The sequence below is a fragment of the Rhodoferax sp. genome, from assembly GCF_018780565.1.
GTDB lineage: Bacteria > Pseudomonadota > Gammaproteobacteria > Burkholderiales > Burkholderiaceae_C > Rhodoferax.
The window spans coordinates 97,690-116,610 of record NZ_JADMJN010000010.1 but is presented as its reverse complement, the minus strand read 5'-3'; the positions used below and the strand labels follow the sequence as shown (position 1 = coordinate 116,610).

The 18,921-nt window shown below is 55.2% G+C and carries 17 protein-coding genes; 1 reads left to right on the top strand and 16 read right to left on the bottom strand.

Going from position 1 to position 18,921, the window contains the following annotated elements:
- The first annotated feature begins 13 nt into the window (after positions 1-13).
- Complete coding sequence (locus IV109_RS14475; protein WP_296697782.1) at positions 14-952, top strand: trypsin-like serine protease; 939 nt, start codon at positions 14-16, stop codon at positions 950-952.
- On the opposite strand, the gene IV109_RS14470 is transcribed toward IV109_RS14475, so the two are convergent.
- From IV109_RS14470 to IV109_RS14395, 16 genes are all read right to left on the bottom strand, one after another.
- Complete coding sequence (locus IV109_RS14470) at positions 884-1,381, bottom strand: FxDxF family PEP-CTERM protein (protein WP_296697778.1); 498 nt, start codon at positions 1,379-1,381, stop codon at positions 884-886. The two genes, IV109_RS14475 and IV109_RS14470, sit on opposite strands and share 69 nt — an antisense overlap.
- A 117-nt stretch (positions 1,382-1,498) precedes the next feature.
- Positions 1,499-2,590 (bottom strand): NDP-sugar synthase, encoded by a 1,092-nt coding sequence (locus tag IV109_RS14465; protein ID WP_296698548.1) that lies wholly within the window; start codon positions 2,588-2,590, stop codon positions 1,499-1,501.
- 54 nt (positions 2,591-2,644) lie between these two features.
- Positions 2,645-3,397 (bottom strand): WecB/TagA/CpsF family glycosyltransferase, encoded by a 753-nt coding sequence (locus tag IV109_RS14460; protein WP_296697776.1) that lies wholly within the window; start codon positions 3,395-3,397, stop codon positions 2,645-2,647.
- Complete coding sequence (wecB, locus tag IV109_RS14455; protein WP_296697773.1) at positions 3,394-4,503, bottom strand: UDP-N-acetylglucosamine 2-epimerase (non-hydrolyzing); 1,110 nt, start codon at positions 4,501-4,503, stop codon at positions 3,394-3,396. The genes IV109_RS14460 and wecB overlap by 4 nt, the downstream gene beginning before the upstream one ends.
- Before the next feature lie 51 nt (positions 4,504-4,554).
- Positions 4,555-5,556: a hypothetical protein gene (locus IV109_RS14450; RefSeq protein ID WP_296697768.1), complete on the bottom strand. Its 1,002-nt coding sequence runs from the start codon at positions 5,554-5,556 to the stop codon at positions 4,555-4,557.
- Positions 5,553-6,500: an AAC(3) family N-acetyltransferase gene (locus IV109_RS14445; RefSeq protein WP_296697764.1), complete on the bottom strand. Its 948-nt coding sequence runs from the start codon at positions 6,498-6,500 to the stop codon at positions 5,553-5,555. The genes IV109_RS14450 and IV109_RS14445 overlap by 4 nt, the downstream gene beginning before the upstream one ends.
- Before the next feature lie 13 nt (positions 6,501-6,513).
- Positions 6,514-8,499: an alginate lyase family protein gene (locus IV109_RS14440; protein WP_296697759.1), complete on the bottom strand. Its 1,986-nt coding sequence runs from the start codon at positions 8,497-8,499 to the stop codon at positions 6,514-6,516.
- Between the two features lie 12 nt (positions 8,500-8,511).
- Positions 8,512-9,144 (bottom strand): class I SAM-dependent methyltransferase, encoded by a 633-nt coding sequence (locus tag IV109_RS14435; RefSeq protein ID WP_296697757.1) that lies wholly within the window; start codon positions 9,142-9,144, stop codon positions 8,512-8,514.
- A 35-nt stretch (positions 9,145-9,179) separates the two neighbouring features.
- Positions 9,180-10,346: a glycosyltransferase family 4 protein gene (locus IV109_RS14430; RefSeq protein ID WP_296697753.1), complete on the bottom strand. Its 1,167-nt coding sequence runs from the start codon at positions 10,344-10,346 to the stop codon at positions 9,180-9,182.
- On the bottom strand, positions 10,343-11,461 hold the full coding sequence (locus IV109_RS14425) for a glycosyltransferase family 4 protein (protein WP_296697748.1): 1,119 nt from the start codon (positions 11,459-11,461) through the stop codon (positions 10,343-10,345). Before IV109_RS14425 ends, IV109_RS14430 begins: the two co-directional genes overlap by 4 nt.
- Positions 11,462-11,481: 20 nt before the next feature.
- Positions 11,482-12,396 (bottom strand): hypothetical protein, encoded by a 915-nt coding sequence (locus IV109_RS14420; RefSeq protein WP_296697745.1) that lies wholly within the window; start codon positions 12,394-12,396, stop codon positions 11,482-11,484.
- A 14-nt stretch (positions 12,397-12,410) separates the two neighbouring features.
- Entirely contained in the window at positions 12,411-14,651 is a 2,241-nt protein-coding gene (locus IV109_RS14415) for a heparinase II/III family protein (protein WP_296697742.1), read from the bottom strand.
- Positions 14,648-15,868, bottom strand: coding sequence for a glycosyltransferase family 4 protein (locus IV109_RS14410; RefSeq protein ID WP_296697738.1), 1,221 nt, complete (start codon positions 15,866-15,868; stop codon positions 14,648-14,650). Before IV109_RS14410 ends, IV109_RS14415 begins: the two co-directional genes overlap by 4 nt.
- A complete protein-coding gene (locus IV109_RS14405; protein WP_296697734.1) occupies positions 15,869-17,182 on the bottom strand; it encodes a flippase in 1,314 nt (437 codons plus the stop codon).
- 22 nt (positions 17,183-17,204) lie between these two features.
- Positions 17,205-18,248: a glycosyltransferase family 2 protein gene (locus IV109_RS14400; protein ID WP_296697730.1), complete on the bottom strand. Its 1,044-nt coding sequence runs from the start codon at positions 18,246-18,248 to the stop codon at positions 17,205-17,207.
- An 8-nt stretch (positions 18,249-18,256) separates the two neighbouring features.
- Positions 18,257-18,919 (bottom strand): glycosyltransferase, encoded by a 663-nt coding sequence (locus IV109_RS14395; protein ID WP_296697728.1) that lies wholly within the window; start codon positions 18,917-18,919, stop codon positions 18,257-18,259.
- Between the last annotated feature and the right edge of the window lie 2 nt (positions 18,920-18,921).

Sequence of the window (18,921 nt, the reverse complement as noted above, 5' to 3'; positions counted from 1 at the left end):
TATGCGATTTTCAATGGAAAAATATCCACATTCGATCTGGCGATGCATTTTGCTTGCCACCCTCGCGGCGCCGTTGAGCGCATTCGCTCTTGTGGGAGGGGCTGGCGTGGCGCCCAATACGACGGGTTCGCCGTGGTCCGGTGTAGGCAGCTTGAGTGTTGGTGGCAGCACGTTCACGGGTACGCTCATTGCGCCTGGTTACGTACTGACCGCAGCACACGTGACTGCAGGTGCCGATATTTCAAGCATCAGCTTTCAGGTCAATGCGGGCACCAGTTATGCCATTGCCGCGAGTCAGGTTTTCGTCAATCCCGGCTACACCGGCAATGCATCGGGAAATGTTGCGGGTGACCCCAGCGTTCACGCCGATTTGGCCATCATCAAATTGGCCTCAGTGGTGTCTGCCGATGTGCCCGTCTACAGCCTCTACACAGGCAATCTTCAAAGCAAAGACCTGACGTTTGTCAGTTTTGCGGGCAGCGTCGCTACCAAAAAAACAGGAGAGAATCGCGCCGACGTTCTGTTCTCTGACGCAGCGGGCATCAAGCAAACCTATCTTTTCGACTACGACGGACCGGACCTTGCGACCAACCGTATCGGTGCCAATATTGCCGTCAACGGCACGCTCGGTGCAAACCGGGAAGCCTCTCTTGTCAGTGGAGACTCAGGCAGTTCCGCATTCATCAAAGTCGGTGGGCAATGGCAACTGGCGGGGATCAATACTTTTGAGGCTATGTTCTCAGCAGGACCGACCATCAGTGGTCAATACGGAACGGGCGGGGGCGGGATTGTTCTGTCTTCGTATTCATCGTGGATCAACAGCGTTGTCGCCACGCCAGTTCCTGAGCCGGAAACCTGGCTTATGTTTCTTGTCGGGCTAGGTTTACTGGGCGGTCTTCGTGGTCGTAAAGAGCTTGCCCCGACGACGCCCCAGGGCGCAAACGACGCCTAAACCAGCAAGCAGCATTGCAAAGGTCTCAGGCTCTGGGACGGGGGTGACTGTGTACTGGGCGCCAATGAAGTTGCTTCCCATCAGGGATCCGCTTGCCATGAACTTGTAAAGGCCTGAAGATAGACCAGAAAACACAAACGCGTCTCCAGCCAGCAATCCAACTGTTGTGACTGCCTGCGCCGAGTTGTACGCTGAGATGGCACTAAAACTCACCGACGGCAAGGCAATTTGAAAGCCGGGTGCGATTAAAACGTAAGGTGCAAAACCCAGGGTGCCCACCACGTCAGACGTCCCAGTCAGGTTGAACGAGCCCAGCTCGATATCGGCGAATGCAGGCCCCGCCACCTGGACGGGGCTGGTGCTCGCTGCGTTGGCTGTAAATGAACTCAGCGCAATCAGTACCGCGCCCGTGATTTTTTTGATACCCATGGTTTACCCTGATGAATTTAACGTGTGACGTATGGATGCTGATGGTATTCATGGACTCAGCGCACGTCCATAGTCCGTTCGGCCCAGTGGGATGTCATGTTTTTGAAACAAGGCAACTCATGCCCTGGCATCACCCCAGCGCAACTGGGCGGTGTCGTCGCCGCGGTAAAGGGTGTCGCCGTGGCGGTCAACACAGTACTCGGGGGAAACAATCATCTCGCTGAAACGCATATCGGCGGCGATGCGGGTGTACTCAAACAGAATGCTGCGTACCACTTTGGCGCCGGTGCGGATATGGCTGCCATGCCCGATCCAGGCCGGCCCTGTGATGGTGGCTCCGGGTTCAATGCGTACGCTCGAACCAATGTAAACCGGTCCTTCAATCTTGACCTTGTCCCAGGGGATGGCGGTGTTGAGTCCCACCCAAATGCCAGGTTTGACCTGGTTCCCCGGCATTTTGATCTCTGCAACTTCGCCCCGCAACACACGCTGCAAGACCGACCAGTAGTCGCTGACCCGACCGATGTCGATCCAGTTGAAGGGGCGGCTCTGGGCGTAGAAAGGCAGATTCTTTTCCACCAACTGGGGAAACAACTGCGAGCCAATGTCATAGATGGTGGCGGGCGGTATCAGGTCCAGCACCGCAGGCTCAAAAATGTAAATGCCGGTACTGGCCAGAGTGGACTTGGCCGCTGCCGGTTCAGGTTTTTCCTGAAACGATTGAATCCGCCCATCCGGTGCAGCGACAACGATGCCGTAGTTCGGCACATCGGCCAGCGGTACATCCAGTGCCACGACACTGGCAATCGCGCCTTTTGCGTGATGTTCGGCCAGTGCCGCCGTGATGTCCAGGTCAATCAAGGCATCGCCGCACAGCACCAGGGTCGTTTCATCAAAGAAACCGCTGAAGTCCTGAATGCGGCGCATACCGCCAGCCGAGCCTTTGGGGCGGGGCAGGATGTCGCCATGGTCACGAATGCCTTCGTAGGAGTAACCAATCTGCACGCCCCAGCGCCGACCATCGCCAAAATACTTTTCAATCTTTTGGTGGTAATAAGCCACGTTAACCATGATCTCCGTGACACCGTGGCGCGCAAGATGTTCAATCAGGTACTCCATCACCGGTTTGCCCAGGATCGGCACCATCGGCTTGGGCAGGTCTTTCGTGAGGGGCCGTACCCGGGTCCCTTGCCCCGCCGCCAGAATCATCCCTTTTGCCATTTCTAGTGCACTCCGTTTTTGCTACGTTTGTTGTCGATCATTTCAAACTCGCTTTCCAGGGAAAGCTTCTTTGATAAGCAGCCAGAAAAACGCCATGTCATCTATAAAGTAGCGTTTGAACATGCGGCGGGGCTCCTGCAAGAACCGATAAAACCACTCCAGGCCAGACTTCTGCATCCAGAGCGGAGCCCGCTTGACCTTGCCCACGGCCACGTCAAAAGTGCCACCCACGCCCATGGCAAAGGGAATCTTCATTTCTGCCTGATATCGTCCCAGAAAGTGTTCTTTTTTTGGAGAACTGATGGCTACAAACAGCAAGTCCGCCTGCGCCGCCTTGATTTGCTCCACCACGCCAGCCTCCTCGCTGGGAGTCCAGTAGCCATTGCGGTAGCCCGCCACCACCAAGCCAGGATATTTGCGTTCGTAGACGGCCTTCACCCCCAGAACAACTTCTTCCCGGGCGCCCAGCAGATAAACGCGCCAGCCCCTATCGGCGGCACGCCGCATCAGTGATTCAAAAAGATCCACGCCAGCCACGCGCTCCTTCAATGGCTTGCCAAGGAGGCGCGAGGCCCATACGACCGGCATGCCGTCCACATTGATCAGCGCACAGTCATTGATGATGCGGCGTAACTCCGGGTCCTCATTGGCCTTGACCAGCTTGTCCACGTTAACCACCACATGCTGATGCGGTTGGCCTGAGTGGATGAAGCCCTCCACAGTCTGCAGGGTCTCTTCCATCGTCAGGTTGTCGATCTGGCAGCCCATCATCTCGATGCGGCTTCTTTTGTTCATGACAGCTCCCTTGCCAGCACCGCAACAATTCGCTCTGCGGCCATGCCGTCCCACAAGTGAGGCCTGCGGCCCTCTTTGCTTTCGCCACGCAGTACCTTGCGGGCCTCGGCAACGATGCGCGACGGATCAGTACCTGCCAAGACATTGGTGCCTTCTTCTACGGTGACCGGGCGCTCGGTGTTCTCGCGTATCGTGATGCACGGCACGCCAAGTGCGGTGGTCTCTTCCTGCAAGCCACCGCTGTCGGTCAGCACCATCGCAGCGTCTTTCCACAAATTGAGGAACGCCATGTAGGCCTGAGGTCCCACCAGTGTGATGTTGGGCCCCAGATCGATGCCGAACTTCTCCAGATTGCCCCGTGTGCGAGGGTGTACCGGGAAGATCAAGGGCAGATCGGTCGCGATATCCTTCAGCGCGCCGCCAATGCGCGTCATCATTTCAGCGCTGTCCACATTGCTCGGCCGGTGCAGCGTGATGACGCCGTAGCGTGCACCGTTGGCCGTATTCGCCGCCTTGAAGGCGCTTGTTTCAAAACCTGAGGTATCGGTGCGGGTCAGTTTCTCTGCCTGAAACAGCGCGTTGTCCACCATGACATGCCCGACATAATGAATCGCCGAGTCCGCCTTGCCCTCACGCTGCAAGTGCGCAACCGCACTTGGCTCCGTCACAAAGAACCAATCTGAAATGCTGTCGGTGACCAGTCGGTTGATCTCCTCCGGCATGTTCATGTCGCCACTGCGCAAACCGGCCTCCACATGTGCCACAGGAATGTTCAGTTTCTTGGCCACAATCGAGCAGGCCAGGGTCGAATTCACATCGCCGACCACCAATACAGCGTCAGGGCGTTGGGCTTTGCAGAGATCTTCAAATGCGATCATGATCCTGGCCGTTTGTTGCGAGTGGCTGCCGCCACCGGCCGCCATGAACACATCGGGCGCTGGAATCCCCAGTTCCTCAAAAAAAACATCGTTCATCTCGCGGTCGTAATGCTGACCGGTATGAATGATCTTGAAGGCCAGGCCACCATGCGCCTGCAAGGCACGCACGATCGGGGCGATCTTCATGAAGTTGGGGCGCGCACCGGCGACCAGATAAATTGTTTTCATTTCTCTTCCAGGAAGAAGTCGTTCAAAGGACGCGTCAGGATCATGCTGATGTCAGCTTGGGAAGAGATCAAGATAAGCACCATACCCGACGAATTTTTCAGTTTTATGTCTTTCCAAAAAGTTTTCCAACATTTGCAGTGAATAGCGTGAAAGAGCTTTGGGGTGGCCAATCACGACAAAGTCAGTTTTCTCTTCCTTCTTGTATTGCGCAAAGGCGTGCTCAAGGAAACTCGCTTTATAGCCATCCATGGAAACGACGCTGGTCGTCCAGCGACTCATCTTGCGCAGCATGTCATTGCGACTGAGCGCGATGGCCTTCCCATCACCGATGCTGTGATGCAAGGCACCTCCCAACTTCTTCGCAAGGGCAAGGCGCCAATAGAAAAGGGGAGACAGTTGAATGCTTGCGATCGGTACTTCCAGCAGGTCGCCGGCTGGGGTTGGTACTAGCGGGTCATCCTTGAAAAACCATCGACTGTCATTGGGGCAGCGCGAGAAATCGAATTGATGTGTTTCGCTATCCGACGTACCACCGGCAAACACTGTGCTGTCAATGCAAATCCCCACTTCACGCAATTGGGTGCCAATTTGGGTAAACGGCTGGATAACCCAGCCACCCGCCCGAAACGCAAAGACATCTCTGCCGCCCGTCAACTCACGCAAGCCATGGGTGTAACGGCGAAGAATGTCGAGAACTCCAGCGCTATCAAAATCATGCAAGCGATAGCGCCGAGTATCAACATCCCAGTTTTCACCGTTCCATCGCGAGTCTTCCCAGTGGGAATGAACATGCAATTGCAACTCGTGCCCGGAGGCCACGAAGTCCTCAAGTTGTTTCATTACGGCATCGTATTGCCGCATCAGCGGCGGAAACCTTTGGCCTTCCTCATAAAGGCGCAACACAAAGCCAATGTCTACAAAAAAAACCAGTGGCACGCCATACCGGCGGGCAATCCGACAAAGCGCGTCAGACGGTTGCAGCAGCGTGCGTTCGATGGTGCCGGTATTTCGGCCAAAGAAGACTTCATAGTCCAGCGTTAAGAGAATGTTCAACTCAGTCTCTCCAGGCATTCATGAATGCGTTTTTTCTGCGCAGCATTTACCACAACAGGGCCGTAAATTGATTTGCCGCTTGCCAACATATTCAGCAGCGTTACTGTGAAGCGTTTTGCATCAATGATCGATAGTTCCGATTCGCCCAAGGGGTAGCTCACAATCGCGCCAGCGTCAATCAGTGCGCTTCGCGCCCGCTCGCATTCTCGAATCGCGGAAAAACTCGGGTTGTGACAAGTTGTTGTCACACTCAGTGTGTTGCCACTCCTTCCAATGCATGAAACATCGAAGCTTTGACCAAGGTACACGGATAGCGGCATGAATTCCTCCAACATGTCCTCGTAGACATGGAAACAGGTAACGGAGTTAAGACCCACACCAAACATCAAAATCTTTCCGTGGCGCTCTGTCAGTTTTCGATAGGGGCTGTTGGGCCCAAAAGGAGTGCGATCAAGCTCGTGCCCATTCACGTAAAAATCCGCGTTTGCGCCGAGCGCCACAACCGAATGCGTCGGATGAATGCTGCGTCTAGCTTCTGGAATTGCCATGACGATGTTGGAGATGGCGCCCATTGCATTCTTTGCGGAACGTACGTCAAAGTTCGGCTTGCCTTCAAGGTATTCGCGCATGGTCGTGTTGTAAGGCAGTGCCGGTACCAATAAGGTTTGGTTCTGCAGATCAAGTTGTTCAATCCATGCGCTCACCAACACGCCTACGGGTTTGTCGAATTTCCCAATGTTGGAGATCGAGCCGTGGACCATGAGATCGCCGCTCAGTCTCAAGTTCGCCAGGCGTGCCAGGACATCCGCAATTTCAACTTGGGTGCGCTCCTTGCGAGCAGCCGTTTGCTGTTCACGTCGCAAGGCAGCCCTGGCTCGCAAAAACCGTTGAACATAGGGGGGCAGCAGCGGAAGTAGCCGCTTGAGCGTGGTCTTGAGCTTCATGGTGTTCACTCGCTCACATCGAAAGTGAAATCTTGAACTTCGCCTGGATACGCGCCTCGGTTGCAAGACATGAAATTCTGAGAACAGAACATGCTTGCTTCGATTCATACGCGCTGGAATACCAGCCGAGGGGTGGATTTTCATGGCCCCGGATCAATTCGAGCTTCAGGTCACCGCCAGTAAAAAGCAGATTAACCGAAAAGGTCTTTCCCTTGATTTTCGCGCTCAGCGCGTGTTCGGCGACTTCAACTTGGATATCTGGCGCGAAGTGCCAAAACTGTTCAATCTGATGGGCAACGCGGCCAGAAACCGTGTCGTCAACTGTCAAAAGCATATTCTGCTCTTCGAAAGTGACCGCACGAGCGTGCTGAACCGGATCCTTTAAGCGGAGATACCCGTCGTGATTTCCTTCGAAGTCGAACTGCCCAGTCGATAGCGGCATTTTCACAAGGCGCGTATTCGCTTTGCGTGTCCACATAAAACGACCACCGCTGCTTGACTGATCAAGTCCATCTACGCGGATCGTATTGTGAGCCGAGGTTCCGCGGAAATAGTCACGCCACTTCAACTCGCTCCGATAGGAATAGGTTCCGGGATCGACCAGGCACTCTTCACCGCCAATAGACAGTGTCAGAGATAGTGCGTCAGCGTGTCCATGTGCTGCAATTCCAAGGTATCCGAGAGGCCCACAGTCGACCTGCCCCTTGATTTCCTGATCGTTACCGAAATTGGTGCCGAAAAGGAAATAGCCACCTTGCGGAAACTGCCAGCTTGGCTTTTGACAACGAGTCTTAAAGGGGCAGAAAGACCTTAGATCAGCCAAGAGCCACTGTGCTGTCAGCGGTAACGGCTGCTGTTCATCAGCATTTTCCAGTGTGGAGCCAAGGGCGAGCAATAGCGCGTGCCGGTCGGGCCCCGCGCCTGGCTCAAGAAGGAAAACGGCGCCATCGTCGGCGTCCCCCACCATTGGAATTTTCCCGCTGGAATTCTGAATGGCATGAACGAAGTTGATGGCGCGTTGCAATGTTTCCCAAAACGCTGTTGAGAAAGGATCCCGAGCGCGTTGTCCGGTGATTCCTGCAATGATGAGAAATTCTGAAACGAAAACATGGTACGAGAATGCCTGCTCACGGTTGACGCCATCTGTAGAGAATTGCAGTTCTGCCTGGCATTCCAATTCTGATTTGGCCTGTTCGCCCCATTGAGCGGATTGGTGCCAGCAAGGCCAGGTCAATGCCGCCACGTAGAGGCCCGACAGCTCCCCAATCAAATGATTATTTGCAGAGGAGTAACGCGATAAATGCAAATTGACATACGTGCAGTGGAAAAAAATACTCTCTAGCCACCTGCTCCGAAAAAGTGCGCCGTCTTTCGTGGTGAATGCCGCACTGCTCCAGCCGCCAATCATGTTCCATATGAGGCTCCAGTTGATCAAACGGATTGATGCCTCAAGTGAGCTCGCCCAGTTGGGGCCCATGAATGGCGGACATTGCGCCAGCCATGAGTCAAGTTGACGGATCAGAGCATCAAGATAGTGCTGGCTACCGCTCAGGGCAAAAGCCTGTGCCAATCTCACCAGGTGCAATTGCCGGTTCAATTCCCAGACGTATTTGATATCACCAACTACGGCCCGGTCCGTGAGCATGATATCGCCCGAAAATGTATCCGGACCCACGACACCTGTTAGCGGATCCCGGTTCCAGTTGGGAATAGATCCAAGCTCAAACCTGTGACTCGTGAACAGCTTGACTGTCCCTGCAATGACTTCATCGGCCTCGTGAAGATATTGTTGGCGAACCCGGTCGGAGACACGGATTGATGGAAGCGGGACGCCAGCCAGCACACGTGGTTTTTCGGATGACCGCACTGAAAGCAAACCATATTTGACGCGACGCTTCGTAAGTACTTGTCGTGCGCGATACAGCACTTCTCCCGCTGACATGCAACTTAGCCTATTCAAGAGCCAGGTCAATTTTCCAGTTGATTCAATACTGCTCATCGCTGCGGGTGCTTAAAACTTGTCACCCATTGCAAGATAACTTCCGTACAGAAAGAGCGGGAATTTGCTACCCAAATACCGGGTGACCTTGCCGCTACCGTACACTTTTACTCTGGAGAAGCCCGCCATCCTGAGCTTAAGTGCGAGAGTGTCTGCAAAGTGTTGGGACACATGAGCCCCACCCAAAATGCTTTGCCCCCGAAATTTTCTCTTGATATCGCTCGGGTTGGGTGTCGTCAGCAGGAACCGGCCGCCAACTTTCAATACCCTGAATATCTCCCCCAGTGTTTGATCGACATCGGCCTGGTAGATGTGTTCGATAAACTCTCCCGCCACCACAACGTCATAGGTGCAGTCAGCATTCGGGATCTTTGTCGAATAGCAGTGAACACCTTCTTGATAGACATCTTTGGGCAAGCGGTCTAACCTGTCCTTGACGGCGTCAAGTCCATGAATGGCCATCTGTGGCTTCAGCCGCTTGAGTACACTTCCCCCCCTTCCTGTATTGCATCCCACGTCAAGAACGCGAAGCGCATTTTCAGGGAAAAGACGGTAAAACTGTCGATATCGATCTTCTGTAAATGGGTCGTGCTCGCTACCCGTTTGCGTCAAATTCAGTTCTTCGTAGTTCCCGATAGATTCCATTATTTTCTCCTAGCGTTGTCTGTAGATTTCAAAATTCACGTATCAAAATGCGTCAAACTTTTGTAAAGCAGGTCGTATTTCCTGGCGACAAACTCCCACGAGAAATGGGTGCGAACCCGTGCCATGGCATTGATCGCCATCTGCTCCCGGAGCGCCTTGTCATCAATGAGTTGCTGAATTCTGGCGCCCATGTCGTTAACGAACTGCTCAGGGTCGGTCGGTATTACCTTGAAGCCGGAGATTCCGTTTTCCACGATGTCGGATGGACCGCCCCAATCCGTCACGATGACAGGCTTGCCAGCAGCCATGGCTTCCAGATTGACATGACCGAATGCTTCGTTCAAGGCCGGGAATACACAAAACAAGGACCCCGCCATCAATTCATAATTCCGCTCTCTGGAAACGCGTCCAAGTAACTTGATGCGCCCCTCCATCTGGAGTTCTTTGACCAACTGCATGAGTCGACCGGTCTCTGGCCCGTCGCCAGATATCCGCAATTCCACATTGCCGGACCGACATTGTTGGGCGAAGGCCTTCACGAGAAACTCCATACCTTTGTAGGGCACAAGCCGGCCACTCGAGAATACATACTCGATGTCATCGGAAGGCGACGCTGGCGGTACGCTGGCTGCTTCAAATGCTTCGGGGATCACCGAGGATTTTTCGCGATATCGCTTGGGCAACATAGCTGCTGTTGCGCTGCTGGTGAGCACAATTGCGCTGGCCCGCTTCAGGGTATTGACCAACAACGGATCCAGGAACAAGCGTAGGCGGTCAAGCGCTCTCAGTTGGTATATCCAGGGCTCCCTTTTCTCCACATCCCGGAACGCGGTCGGATACGGCACGCCTCCTCCAACCGGTCCCCAAATGAAGGGTTTGGGTAGATTGCACAGGATGTTCGGATAGCGCAGACTGATAGGCGATATGTGATGCACGATATCGAAGTCACCGACGATCTTGCGAGCCAGGCGGTAGGCCTTCCACATGAATACGAAATAGTCCAATTTCAGGGCGCGGTAGTACTGGGTGCCAGCCAGGGTGGGTGCGACTGGAATGCAGATGGCATCCGGGTCGTCCACTGCGTCTTTGGTCATTACCGTGACCTGATGATTTTGCCGCAAGGCGCGAACCAGCTGAAAGGAGGAATAAGATTCCGATACGTCGCTCCCGGAATAGCCATAGGCGATGACGAGAATTTTCATGGGATACCTGCTGTTTTTTGGTAGATGGCTTCAAACGTAAGCCTCAGCTTTTCAATGGAGAAGTTTGCAGCGACCTGCTGTTGGGCGCAGATACCCATTTCGTGAATTGCCGCTGGGTTCTGGATGGCGAACTTCATATGCGCGGCCAAAGCCTCGACATCCCGGATTGGCACCATGAGCCCGTTCCGGCCGTTAACGATCACATCGGGTATGGCTCCCACTGGTGTTGCGATGATCGGCATGCCAAATGTGGCAGCTTCAAGCAACGCATAGGGAAAGCCCTCCGAGTGTGTGGAGGGTAGCAGCATGATGTCGGCATTTTCCAACGCCACTTGCTTTTTCTCGCCGTAGGCAACTCCCGCATAGGTCAGGTACAGGTTTGTTCTTGAGAGTTCAGCGATTTCATTTTGCAGCCAGCTCTTGAGCGGTCCGTCGCCGTAAAAATTGACTTCGAATTTGAAGCCCTTGTCCGCAAGCATGCGGGATGCGGCGACAATTTCCTTAATACCTTTGTGTTCGTGTAATCGGCCCATGAACATAAAGCGCATGGGTGTGGACAATTCAGTCGTCGCGCGAGGCGCTCTTTGGATGCAGTCGATGTAATTGGGCACCACGGCATAGCGGACTCGGGGATACAGTTCCGCGAATTGGTCACTTTGGACTTTGGACAGAATAAGTACTTGGGCGGCCCAGCCCAGAAAGACGCCAAAGAGCTTTGCAACAATTGTGGTCTGTGTCAGGCGAACATGTTTCGGCAGACCGCCGTGGAATTGCAGTACGACGGGTGTTCTTGCCACCCAGCGGGCAAGCAGGAGATAGACGCTGTCGCGGATCAACGAGCGATTGTCGAAGGTCGAGTTGATATGAACGACGTCGACAGTGCGCGCAGCCTGAAAAAATGGCCACAAGGAACCCACGAAGCGGCCAGCTTTCGTGGCCCAGCTCTCTCTGTCGTAGAGCCCTGGCGTGACCGGGAAGAAGCGAAGTTCGATGGTGGTGCTGTTCGAAAAGGCACCAATAAAGTTTTGCACATGGGTCTGAATCCCCCCGGGCTGCTCCGTCAGGAGGGGCCCGGTCATTAAAACGGCAAGTTGTTTCTGCTCAGGCTGACTCATTCATCTTCCAGTGGCTTCGGTTACTTGGCGATCCAGCGCAAGACATCCATCACTCGGAGTCCGGTTGTCGAATTCAGCGTGTGCATGCGTCGGACTTGCGATCGCTGATCGGGTGCGATGCAAGCGACCTCAGTCTCCCGGAAGCTGTTTTCCGAGAGTTCATCCACGCGCTGAAGTACAACGGCTTCTCCGTATACGCGGGAGCAATCCTGGGTGGGACGATAGAGCGAGCCTTCATGCCAAAACATGGCCCCAGCTGGTCGGGTACCGCGTGCGTTGGATTTCACCGGATTGTTGGCGTGGGGTTCGAAGGGACCTAGAGGTGTTTCGGCCCGGTACAAATAGAGATCTTCGTTGAGGCCCTGTCCCTGCGTTGCCTGGGTCATGAACATCCACCAGACGCCCTCGTACTCAATCAATGTGGCGTCAGCCGATCGAATGTCGGACAACAGCACCCTGTCTGGTACCCATTGGTCAGGAAAACTTGTGCAACGATACAGCTCGACGGTTCTGTTTTCACCACTTTCGGGGAGCATGTAGAGTGCGCCATGCCACTCGAAGAGAAAGGGGTAGGAGAGATGGTAGGGGCGCTCAAGTACCGTGCGAGCGCTGCGTAGCCTGCCGTCGTGTGAAACTTCCAGCACCGCAATGTGCCCCTTGCCGGTGGCAAACGGAAGCTCCTCGACAAAGAGGTAGTGGCCGTCCGGCGTTGACCTGACAAAGGGATCTGCCCAGAGCCTGTCTGACGGGGGATAGATAGCTTTGACCCGCTGTTGGTCCGGCACGATGCTGCCAGCCGCAGGTATTTCCAGCCAAAGAAACCACTGTTCTCGACAGAGCAGCTTGCGCCACAACTTGGCCGCCAGCCGAAGTAAGCGGGAGTCGGTCTCTTCACGCAGAAATGTCCAGACGCTTGCTTGTGTGTGGGGACGCATAAATTGGGTTGCAGTCATTTGAGGTCAAGCGCAGATTCATTGTTGGCAACGTGCATTCGTCCGGCTTCAATTTGAGTCAGTGTGAGCGTGCTGCCTGTGCAGCCAACGCGAATCCCCATCCATAGTTCGGTGCTGTTGACGGATTCCCTGGTGGACATGCGCAGCGCGTGGGCTGCAGCTGGTTTGAGACCATCCGGTGGAACTGGATAGCCGGAGGAGACGATGCCCTGTGCCAGCTGCTGCGGTGACAAGACGTCAATGCATGCGCTGACTCCGTCATTGGTTACCCGATAGCCAGAACCATTCTCGACAAATGGGGCGAGTGCATGCAGATTGAGTTCGAATCGATGTGGTAGCGGTGCCGCAAGCTGGTCGCGAATGATGACCCAGCCCAAGGCGGGTGCGTACCACAAGGTGCGTCGGGCTTTGGTCAGCGCACCGGTATAGGCCTGCGTTGCGTCGCCCTCTACCCGATAGAGGGGCGGGGTCAGCACGGCAGACTGGATATTGCCCACTGCGGCGAAAGAGCCGTCTGCGGAGTCTCTGGAGAATTGCCCTTGCCCACCGTCAAAGGTGACCGCGTTGTGTGCTTCGGTACGGCGATACCAGCCGGTAAAGTGGGCTGATCCGTACCAGTCATATACCCCGGAGTCAGTTAAAAGAGCACGCCCTGCGCTATGGATGACGAATGAGTTCTGGTCTGCATGGCTGTGTCCGTACGAGCCAAACGGGCTGGATTTGAAATACACCGAGGTACGACCCCGGTCAGGCAAACTGCTGTGCATGGCTACCCAGCCGATGCTGCGAACCCAAGCGGCGCTGGGTGGGGGCACGGCGAGCGGTATCGCGTCAACCGGCAGCGGATACGGAGCCTGCAAATACATCAAGGCATCTTCTTCACCAATCAGATTCCTGACATACCATTTGGCTGCTGGCGTTCCTACTCGCGATGCGAAGGCTTTCAGCAGCCACGGCACGGGGCGGGACTCGGCGTCGCTACCAAACATGTGCGTAGGGGTTCCTGGTGGAACAAACCAGGAAAAATAATTGACCATGCCCTCAGACCATGGCTTGGCGAATAGATTCACGCCAGTGGCATTGTGCAAAATAGGCCAAATGCGCAAGGCGTCATGAATGATGTATTGCGCATAGGCAGTGCCGTCGGCATAGCCTCCTTCGCTGCCCGAATACGGCCAGGCATGGTGAAAATGCTGCCTGACTGAAAAATCAAACCATTGACTGGCTGCGGTCTGCTCCCCAAGGCTCAGTGTTGCCATGGCGGCCAGATAGGCCAGATTGACGCCAGCGTGAGATTGGTAGGGATACTGCGCCAGGTGCCCACCGTCTTTTGCCAAATCGGCATAAATGAAGGCAGCGCGCTGGCCCACGGCATTCCACCAGGCCGCGCGCGTGGCGGCACTCAGGGTGTCGCTCAACTGGTCCGCCACAATAGCCAGTGAAAGGCCAATGCGTCGCGATGTCTGGTCGTCCTTGGTGTGCGCCGTGACGCCCGCCGGGTCGAGCGCGGCCAGTTCTGCAGCACGACGGGTGGCCTCAGTGAGGTAGGCTTGATTACGAGTCAAGCGATACAGAAGCGCAGCCGATTCGGCTTGCTGGCCGACTCTGGTGATCCGGGTATAGGCCTTGCGAATCTGGACAAGTTTTGTCCAATCGATCCGACCGGAAATGTCCAGAGGGAAGTCGCGGTCAGAAACCGATGGCAATTGCAACTCATTGGTAACCTGTTCCTGTAACCGCTTCAGCGCAGCAGGACGCTGGGCGGTCGCCATGGCTGCCCAGTCGTCTGCGCCACCGGCCACAATCTGCAAACTTCGTGGACGTGCGTGTTCCAAAACGCGTTTTCTCAAAATGGGTGTTTCGGGTACCAGGAAGAGGTTCGCCTCTGTGCTCAAGGTGAAATGTCGCAAGTCCGACCAGGTCGTGCTTGCACTGGGGCGAACCCGCCAGGCCCAGCGCCCCACGGCCAGCGAAGAATCCGGCAGGTACCAGTTGGTGCTTGACTGAACCAGCTTGCGCTGGCCGTCCGGTGCGATCAGCTCCAGCTCATATTGCGGGGGCAGACTGGGATGGCGCGACCAGCGAAAGCTGGGTGGATTTTGCGCCATGACTTCTGCTTCGTTTGGCGAAGGGCGTACTGCACGTTGGCTGGCGGCTACCAGCCAATCTGCGAGCGAAGGGAAGGAGATCAGACCGAAGGCGATGACGCACAGATAACGAATCACTGCAGAAGTCATGACTTGCTTGCTCTTGCCAGTCGACGATAAACATCCGCCACCTTGGCCGCGATGGCCGAATAGGATCGTTCAGCGGCAATGAAATCCGGTCCGCGTCTACCGAGACTTCGTGCGCGTTCGGGGTCGGCGAGCAATTCCGCTACAGCCTGCGAAAAAGCAGGGACCGTCATCGGCACACACGATCCGGCGCCGCTACTGTCAAGCACGTATTTCTGGTCTGGAATATCGTTGCCCACGCAAGGTACACCCAGAGCAAGGTACTCCAGGGCTTTGGTTGGGGACGAAACGTCATACAGCGTGCCACGCGGAATGGGGGAGAGTCCTACTTCTGCCCGTTTGACCAGTCGCAAGGCCTGAGCCTGGGGTAACCAGCCGGTCAGCCAAACGTGGCTTTGCAAATTCAGATCCGTTATGCGCTTGCGTATCCATGCCTGCTCATCGGGTGCAACACCATCGCCAGCGAGTATCAACAATACATTGGGAAACCGTTGGCGCAGATCAGCAACCACTTCCAGCATGAACCCGGGCTCCCGGGATTTGGTGAGGGTGCCGAGATAGATGACCACACGCCGGCCAACCAGTCGTGGATCGTCTGAAGTCTCAAGGGTGTGTTTGGAAAAAATTTCAGTGTCCACACCCATGGGGACCGCCGTCATTCGCTCTTGGGGAATGCCTTGGGCGTGCATCCATTGCAGCATGGCGTCACTTTGCACAAACAAGTGGTCTGCCTGTTTGGCAATGAAGCCGTAGTAGACGATCCGCGACAACTTTGCACGCAAATGGTTGGCCAGCCAGACGATCAAACCATGGTGGCGGCCGACCTGCTTGGCCCGCATTTCATAACCTTCAACAATCGGGAAGGACATCCAGACCACAAAAGGTTTTCGGCGCAGCTTGGCGATCAGCCAGGTGACCAGCGCCGAGAATGTGCGATCGCGAACCTGCACGATATCGTGATTCGGAACCAGCTTTTTGACGCCGATGAAATCACGCAATCCCATGACTGCGGTGGCAAACAGACCACCAGCCTGACCGGTCGAAACCATTGCACCGGCTGGCCAATCGGAGTTGGTTGCATCAATGCGGGCAGATGTCGGGCCAACCAGGTCTGAGCCAATACCCTGTCTCAGAAGGTAGGTCCCGAACAATGCGTGAACGTCCGGCCTTGTCGGCGGCAGTGGGTCGCGCATGACATACAGAATGGAGATCGGTTTCATCTATCTTCTGCCAAGATGCTGGGCCAGAAAACGGGCGAGACTTTTTGCCAAATAGGGCGCTTCGGTGACTGCCCGCAAATAGATACGGAAAATGTCACGCAAGGGCGAATAGAGAAGGGGCAATGCGAGGACGGTCAGGGCCTGCGCTGTCAGGATCCCGATGGCAGCGCCTTGCGCCCCATAGGCAGGAACCAAAAGTAGCGCCAGCGAAAAATTTAGCAGCAAGAGCACTACCGATTTCACAATTAATTGGGCCTGTCGGTTGGTCGCCACAAGGTACTGATTCACTGGCGCATCAATGAACACCAGAACGGCAGTCCAGATGTGGATCATGAGCACGGTCGAGGCGCCCTGATATTGCTGGCCGAGAACCAGGTCGATCAGGTTTGTTCCGACCACCGAAAGCAGAATGCAGGGAAGCAGGGACAGCATGGCCATGCCAGCCACAATGCGGGCAATGTTGGTCTGAAGCTGCACGCCTAGATCTTTGGGGTAGATGTAGCGGGCGGCCAGGGTTTGCACGAGCATGGGCGGTACAACCCACCAGATTTCGGAGAAGCGCAGAGCGGCTGAATAGATGCCAACATCGGCCATGCTGGTCAGATGGCCAAGCATGAGTTGATCAACGCGAGCATTGAGGGATACGACCAGGGCGCTGAGGATGATGGGTAAGCCCGTGCGCAGCATCTTCCAGGCGTGATCAAGGTCAAAGCGCCAACGGGAAAAGCGCTGACCTTGGAGGTAATACGCGCCGAAAAGAAATCCGCCCATTAGCACCGACTCGAAGGCCAGCACAGCGGACAGCGCGATCAATCCGGCCCCGAGCATGATGACGCCAACTTTTGCAAGGGCACCCAGAATCATGGCCAAATTTTTACCAATGACGACCGGCCGTATGTTGGTATGTGAAGCAAACCACATCCACACGCCGCCCGATGTTTCGGCAAAAGGTACGCCAATGCAAAGAATGGCGAGCAACACCATCTGGGTGGAGTCGAAGCTGCCGACCCACTGGGCCGCAATCAGGGCAGCGCTGACCGCAAGGACTGAACCGCACAAACGAATCAGGAAAGCGCTACCCAGAATTCGCCCCTCATCTGCACGATCGCGCACCATGTCGCGCATGACGGTTTCCCCGACGCCGAGCCAGGCGATCGCATTGAACATACCCAGCCAGGCCATGACGTAGTTAAGGCTGCCATACTGCTTGGGCCCCAGATAGCGGGCCAGCCAGAGCCCGACCAGAAAGCCGGTGATCATGCGCAAAATTTTTTCACTGGAATGCCACGCAATATTGCGCAGAACTTGAATCAAACCCGGTTTGCTTGGCATCTGATCAGGCCCGGTGCATTCGGTGGCGACCAGGCGTCAACAGGCGAGCGGCCAGTTTGAAGTGATCGGTCAGCGCCATGGCCTGGGCATGCCAAAGAGGGCTGCGGTAGAACGCCAACCATCCTGAGCGGCAGCCCTTGCGCAGGGCATCTTCACAAACCGCATGCCAGCGGCTGGCAGCAGCCTGGCGCAATGCTGCCTGGTCGTAGATCACGTGCTGCTCATTTTGATTGATTAGACGGAGCAGCCAGGTTGACATTTCGACCAACAAGGCTGGACTCGGCGTCATGTCCAACCATTCAATATGGCGATGCAAACGCAACTCATGGTCGCTGGCTCTGACGCCGAGGGCTGCGAGTTGACGCCGGTTGATTGCAGAGAGCGACTCGCGTAGCGCCTGCCGTTTGGTCGCTGTGGTGCTGTGGGGGTGAACACGAAACTTGATTAGGGTTTGCGGCAGATTTAACAGGCGATATTGTTCGCACAATCTGTTGTATAGATTGAAGTCTTCTGCCAGTGCAATGGCAGGATCGAAACTGTAGGCGTGAAGCACGGAAGCACGTGCAGTGAAGGACGAGGTAACGAGATACGCCTTGAATAACAACATTGCCTTGCAAAATGCAGCATCGCCTGGGCAGCGCCAGTCTGTGCCGATGACCTTACCTTGGGCGTCGATGGGTTGGACGGATGCACCCACTGCGGCGATGTCCGGATGCGTGTCAAGAAAATCAGTTTGCAGCTGCAGACGGTGTGGTAGTGCAATGTCATCGCTGTCCAGAAAAGCGATGTACTCTCCAAGAGCTGCATTCATGCCACGATTGCGCGTCAGGGGTAGTCCAAGGTTGCATGAATTCTGCAGAAAACGGACACGCGGATCCTTGTAGGCATTGGCGATTGCTGCTGAGTCATCAGTCGAGCCGTCGTCGATGACGATCAGTTCCAGGTCCGGCAGGCTTTGAGCCAGGATGCTGTCCATGGCCTGTGCAAGATAGGCCGCCCCGTTGTAGACGGGCATGACGACCGAGACTTTCGGAAAAGTGGAGGGCATACCGGTCTTCAGGCGCGCAGCATACGCAAGAGCTTGCGGCGTGCCCGCGTCAGCAGACTGCGGTCTGACTCTCCCCAAGAGTGGGCCCAGCGATGAATTGCGTAGGCCTCAGGAAAGTCTTCAGTGGCGCGGTGGAGTTCGTTCCAGTTGTAAGGGTAGAACCACGTCTGGGGAAAGAGAGTGAAATCACCTGCCAAGCCACCACCGAGTAGAACGCGAGTCATCAAACCGGGACCAGTTTCATCAGCAGTAGTGGTCTGCCCTACGCATTTGGGCAGTGCGTCTAAGCAGCGCTCCATATAAATCGAGTTCGGTTCAGCGCCAAGGATTCCAATAGAAATGCTGCGACCATCTTCCGAGCAAGAAAAATTACGAACGCCATCAACTATGGACTCAATATTTCGGAGACATTCAAAATCAGTGTCAAGATAGATGCCACCGTGTCGCAGCAATATTTCGTAGCGCAAAACATCTGCCATTTGCGCATAGTTCGACGCAGAATTCACAAGATCCATGCGACGAGGTGTGAAGTCGAGATTTTCGAGGTTCCACAGCTTGTATTCCCAATTTGGATGCAACGCTAACCAACTGTCTCTGTAGGTACGAAACTTGTCGGGTAACTCAGGATTGCTGTGATTAATCCAAATCTGATGAAAGACACGAGGGATCATTT

What these genes read in the sequence shown, in the direction of transcription:
- IV109_RS14465 (WP_296698548.1), bottom strand. Translation starts at nt 2,590, where the DNA reads ATGATTCTGGCGGCGGGGCAAGGGACCCGGGTACGGCCCCTCACGAAA.
- IV109_RS14430 (WP_296697753.1), bottom strand. Translation starts at nt 10,346, where the DNA reads ATGAAAATTCTCGTCATCGCCTATGGCTATTCCGGGAGCGACGTATCG.
- IV109_RS14395 (WP_296697728.1), bottom strand. Translation starts at nt 18,919, where the DNA reads ATGATCCCTCGTGTCTTTCATCAGATTTGGATTAATCACAGCAATCCT.
- IV109_RS14425 (WP_296697748.1), bottom strand. Translation starts at nt 11,461, where the DNA reads ATGAGTCAGCCTGAGCAGAAACAACTTGCCGTTTTAATGACCGGGCCC.
- IV109_RS14445 (WP_296697764.1), bottom strand. Translation starts at nt 6,500, where the DNA reads ATGAAGCTCAAGACCACGCTCAAGCGGCTACTTCCGCTGCTGCCCCCC.
- IV109_RS14435 (WP_296697757.1), bottom strand. Translation starts at nt 9,144, where the DNA reads ATGGAATCTATCGGGAACTACGAAGAACTGAATTTGACGCAAACGGGT.
- IV109_RS14475 (WP_296697782.1), top strand. Translation starts at nt 14, where the DNA reads ATGGAAAAATATCCACATTCGATCTGGCGATGCATTTTGCTTGCCACC.
- IV109_RS14415 (WP_296697742.1), bottom strand. Translation starts at nt 14,651, where the DNA reads ATGACTTCTGCAGTGATTCGTTATCTGTGCGTCATCGCCTTCGGTCTG.
- IV109_RS14410 (WP_296697738.1), bottom strand. Translation starts at nt 15,868, where the DNA reads ATGAAACCGATCTCCATTCTGTATGTCATGCGCGACCCACTGCCGCCG.
- IV109_RS14400 (WP_296697730.1), bottom strand. Translation starts at nt 18,248, where the DNA reads ATGCCCTCCACTTTTCCGAAAGTCTCGGTCGTCATGCCCGTCTACAAC.
- IV109_RS14440 (WP_296697759.1), bottom strand. Translation starts at nt 8,499, where the DNA reads ATGAGCAGTATTGAATCAACTGGAAAATTGACCTGGCTCTTGAATAGG.
- wecB (WP_296697773.1), bottom strand. Translation starts at nt 4,503, where the DNA reads ATGAAAACAATTTATCTGGTCGCCGGTGCGCGCCCCAACTTCATGAAG.
- IV109_RS14420 (WP_296697745.1), bottom strand. Translation starts at nt 12,396, where the DNA reads ATGCGTCCCCACACACAAGCAAGCGTCTGGACATTTCTGCGTGAAGAG.
- IV109_RS14470 (WP_296697778.1), bottom strand. Translation starts at nt 1,381, where the DNA reads ATGGGTATCAAAAAAATCACGGGCGCGGTACTGATTGCGCTGAGTTCA.
- IV109_RS14460 (WP_296697776.1), bottom strand. Translation starts at nt 3,397, where the DNA reads ATGAACAAAAGAAGCCGCATCGAGATGATGGGCTGCCAGATCGACAAC.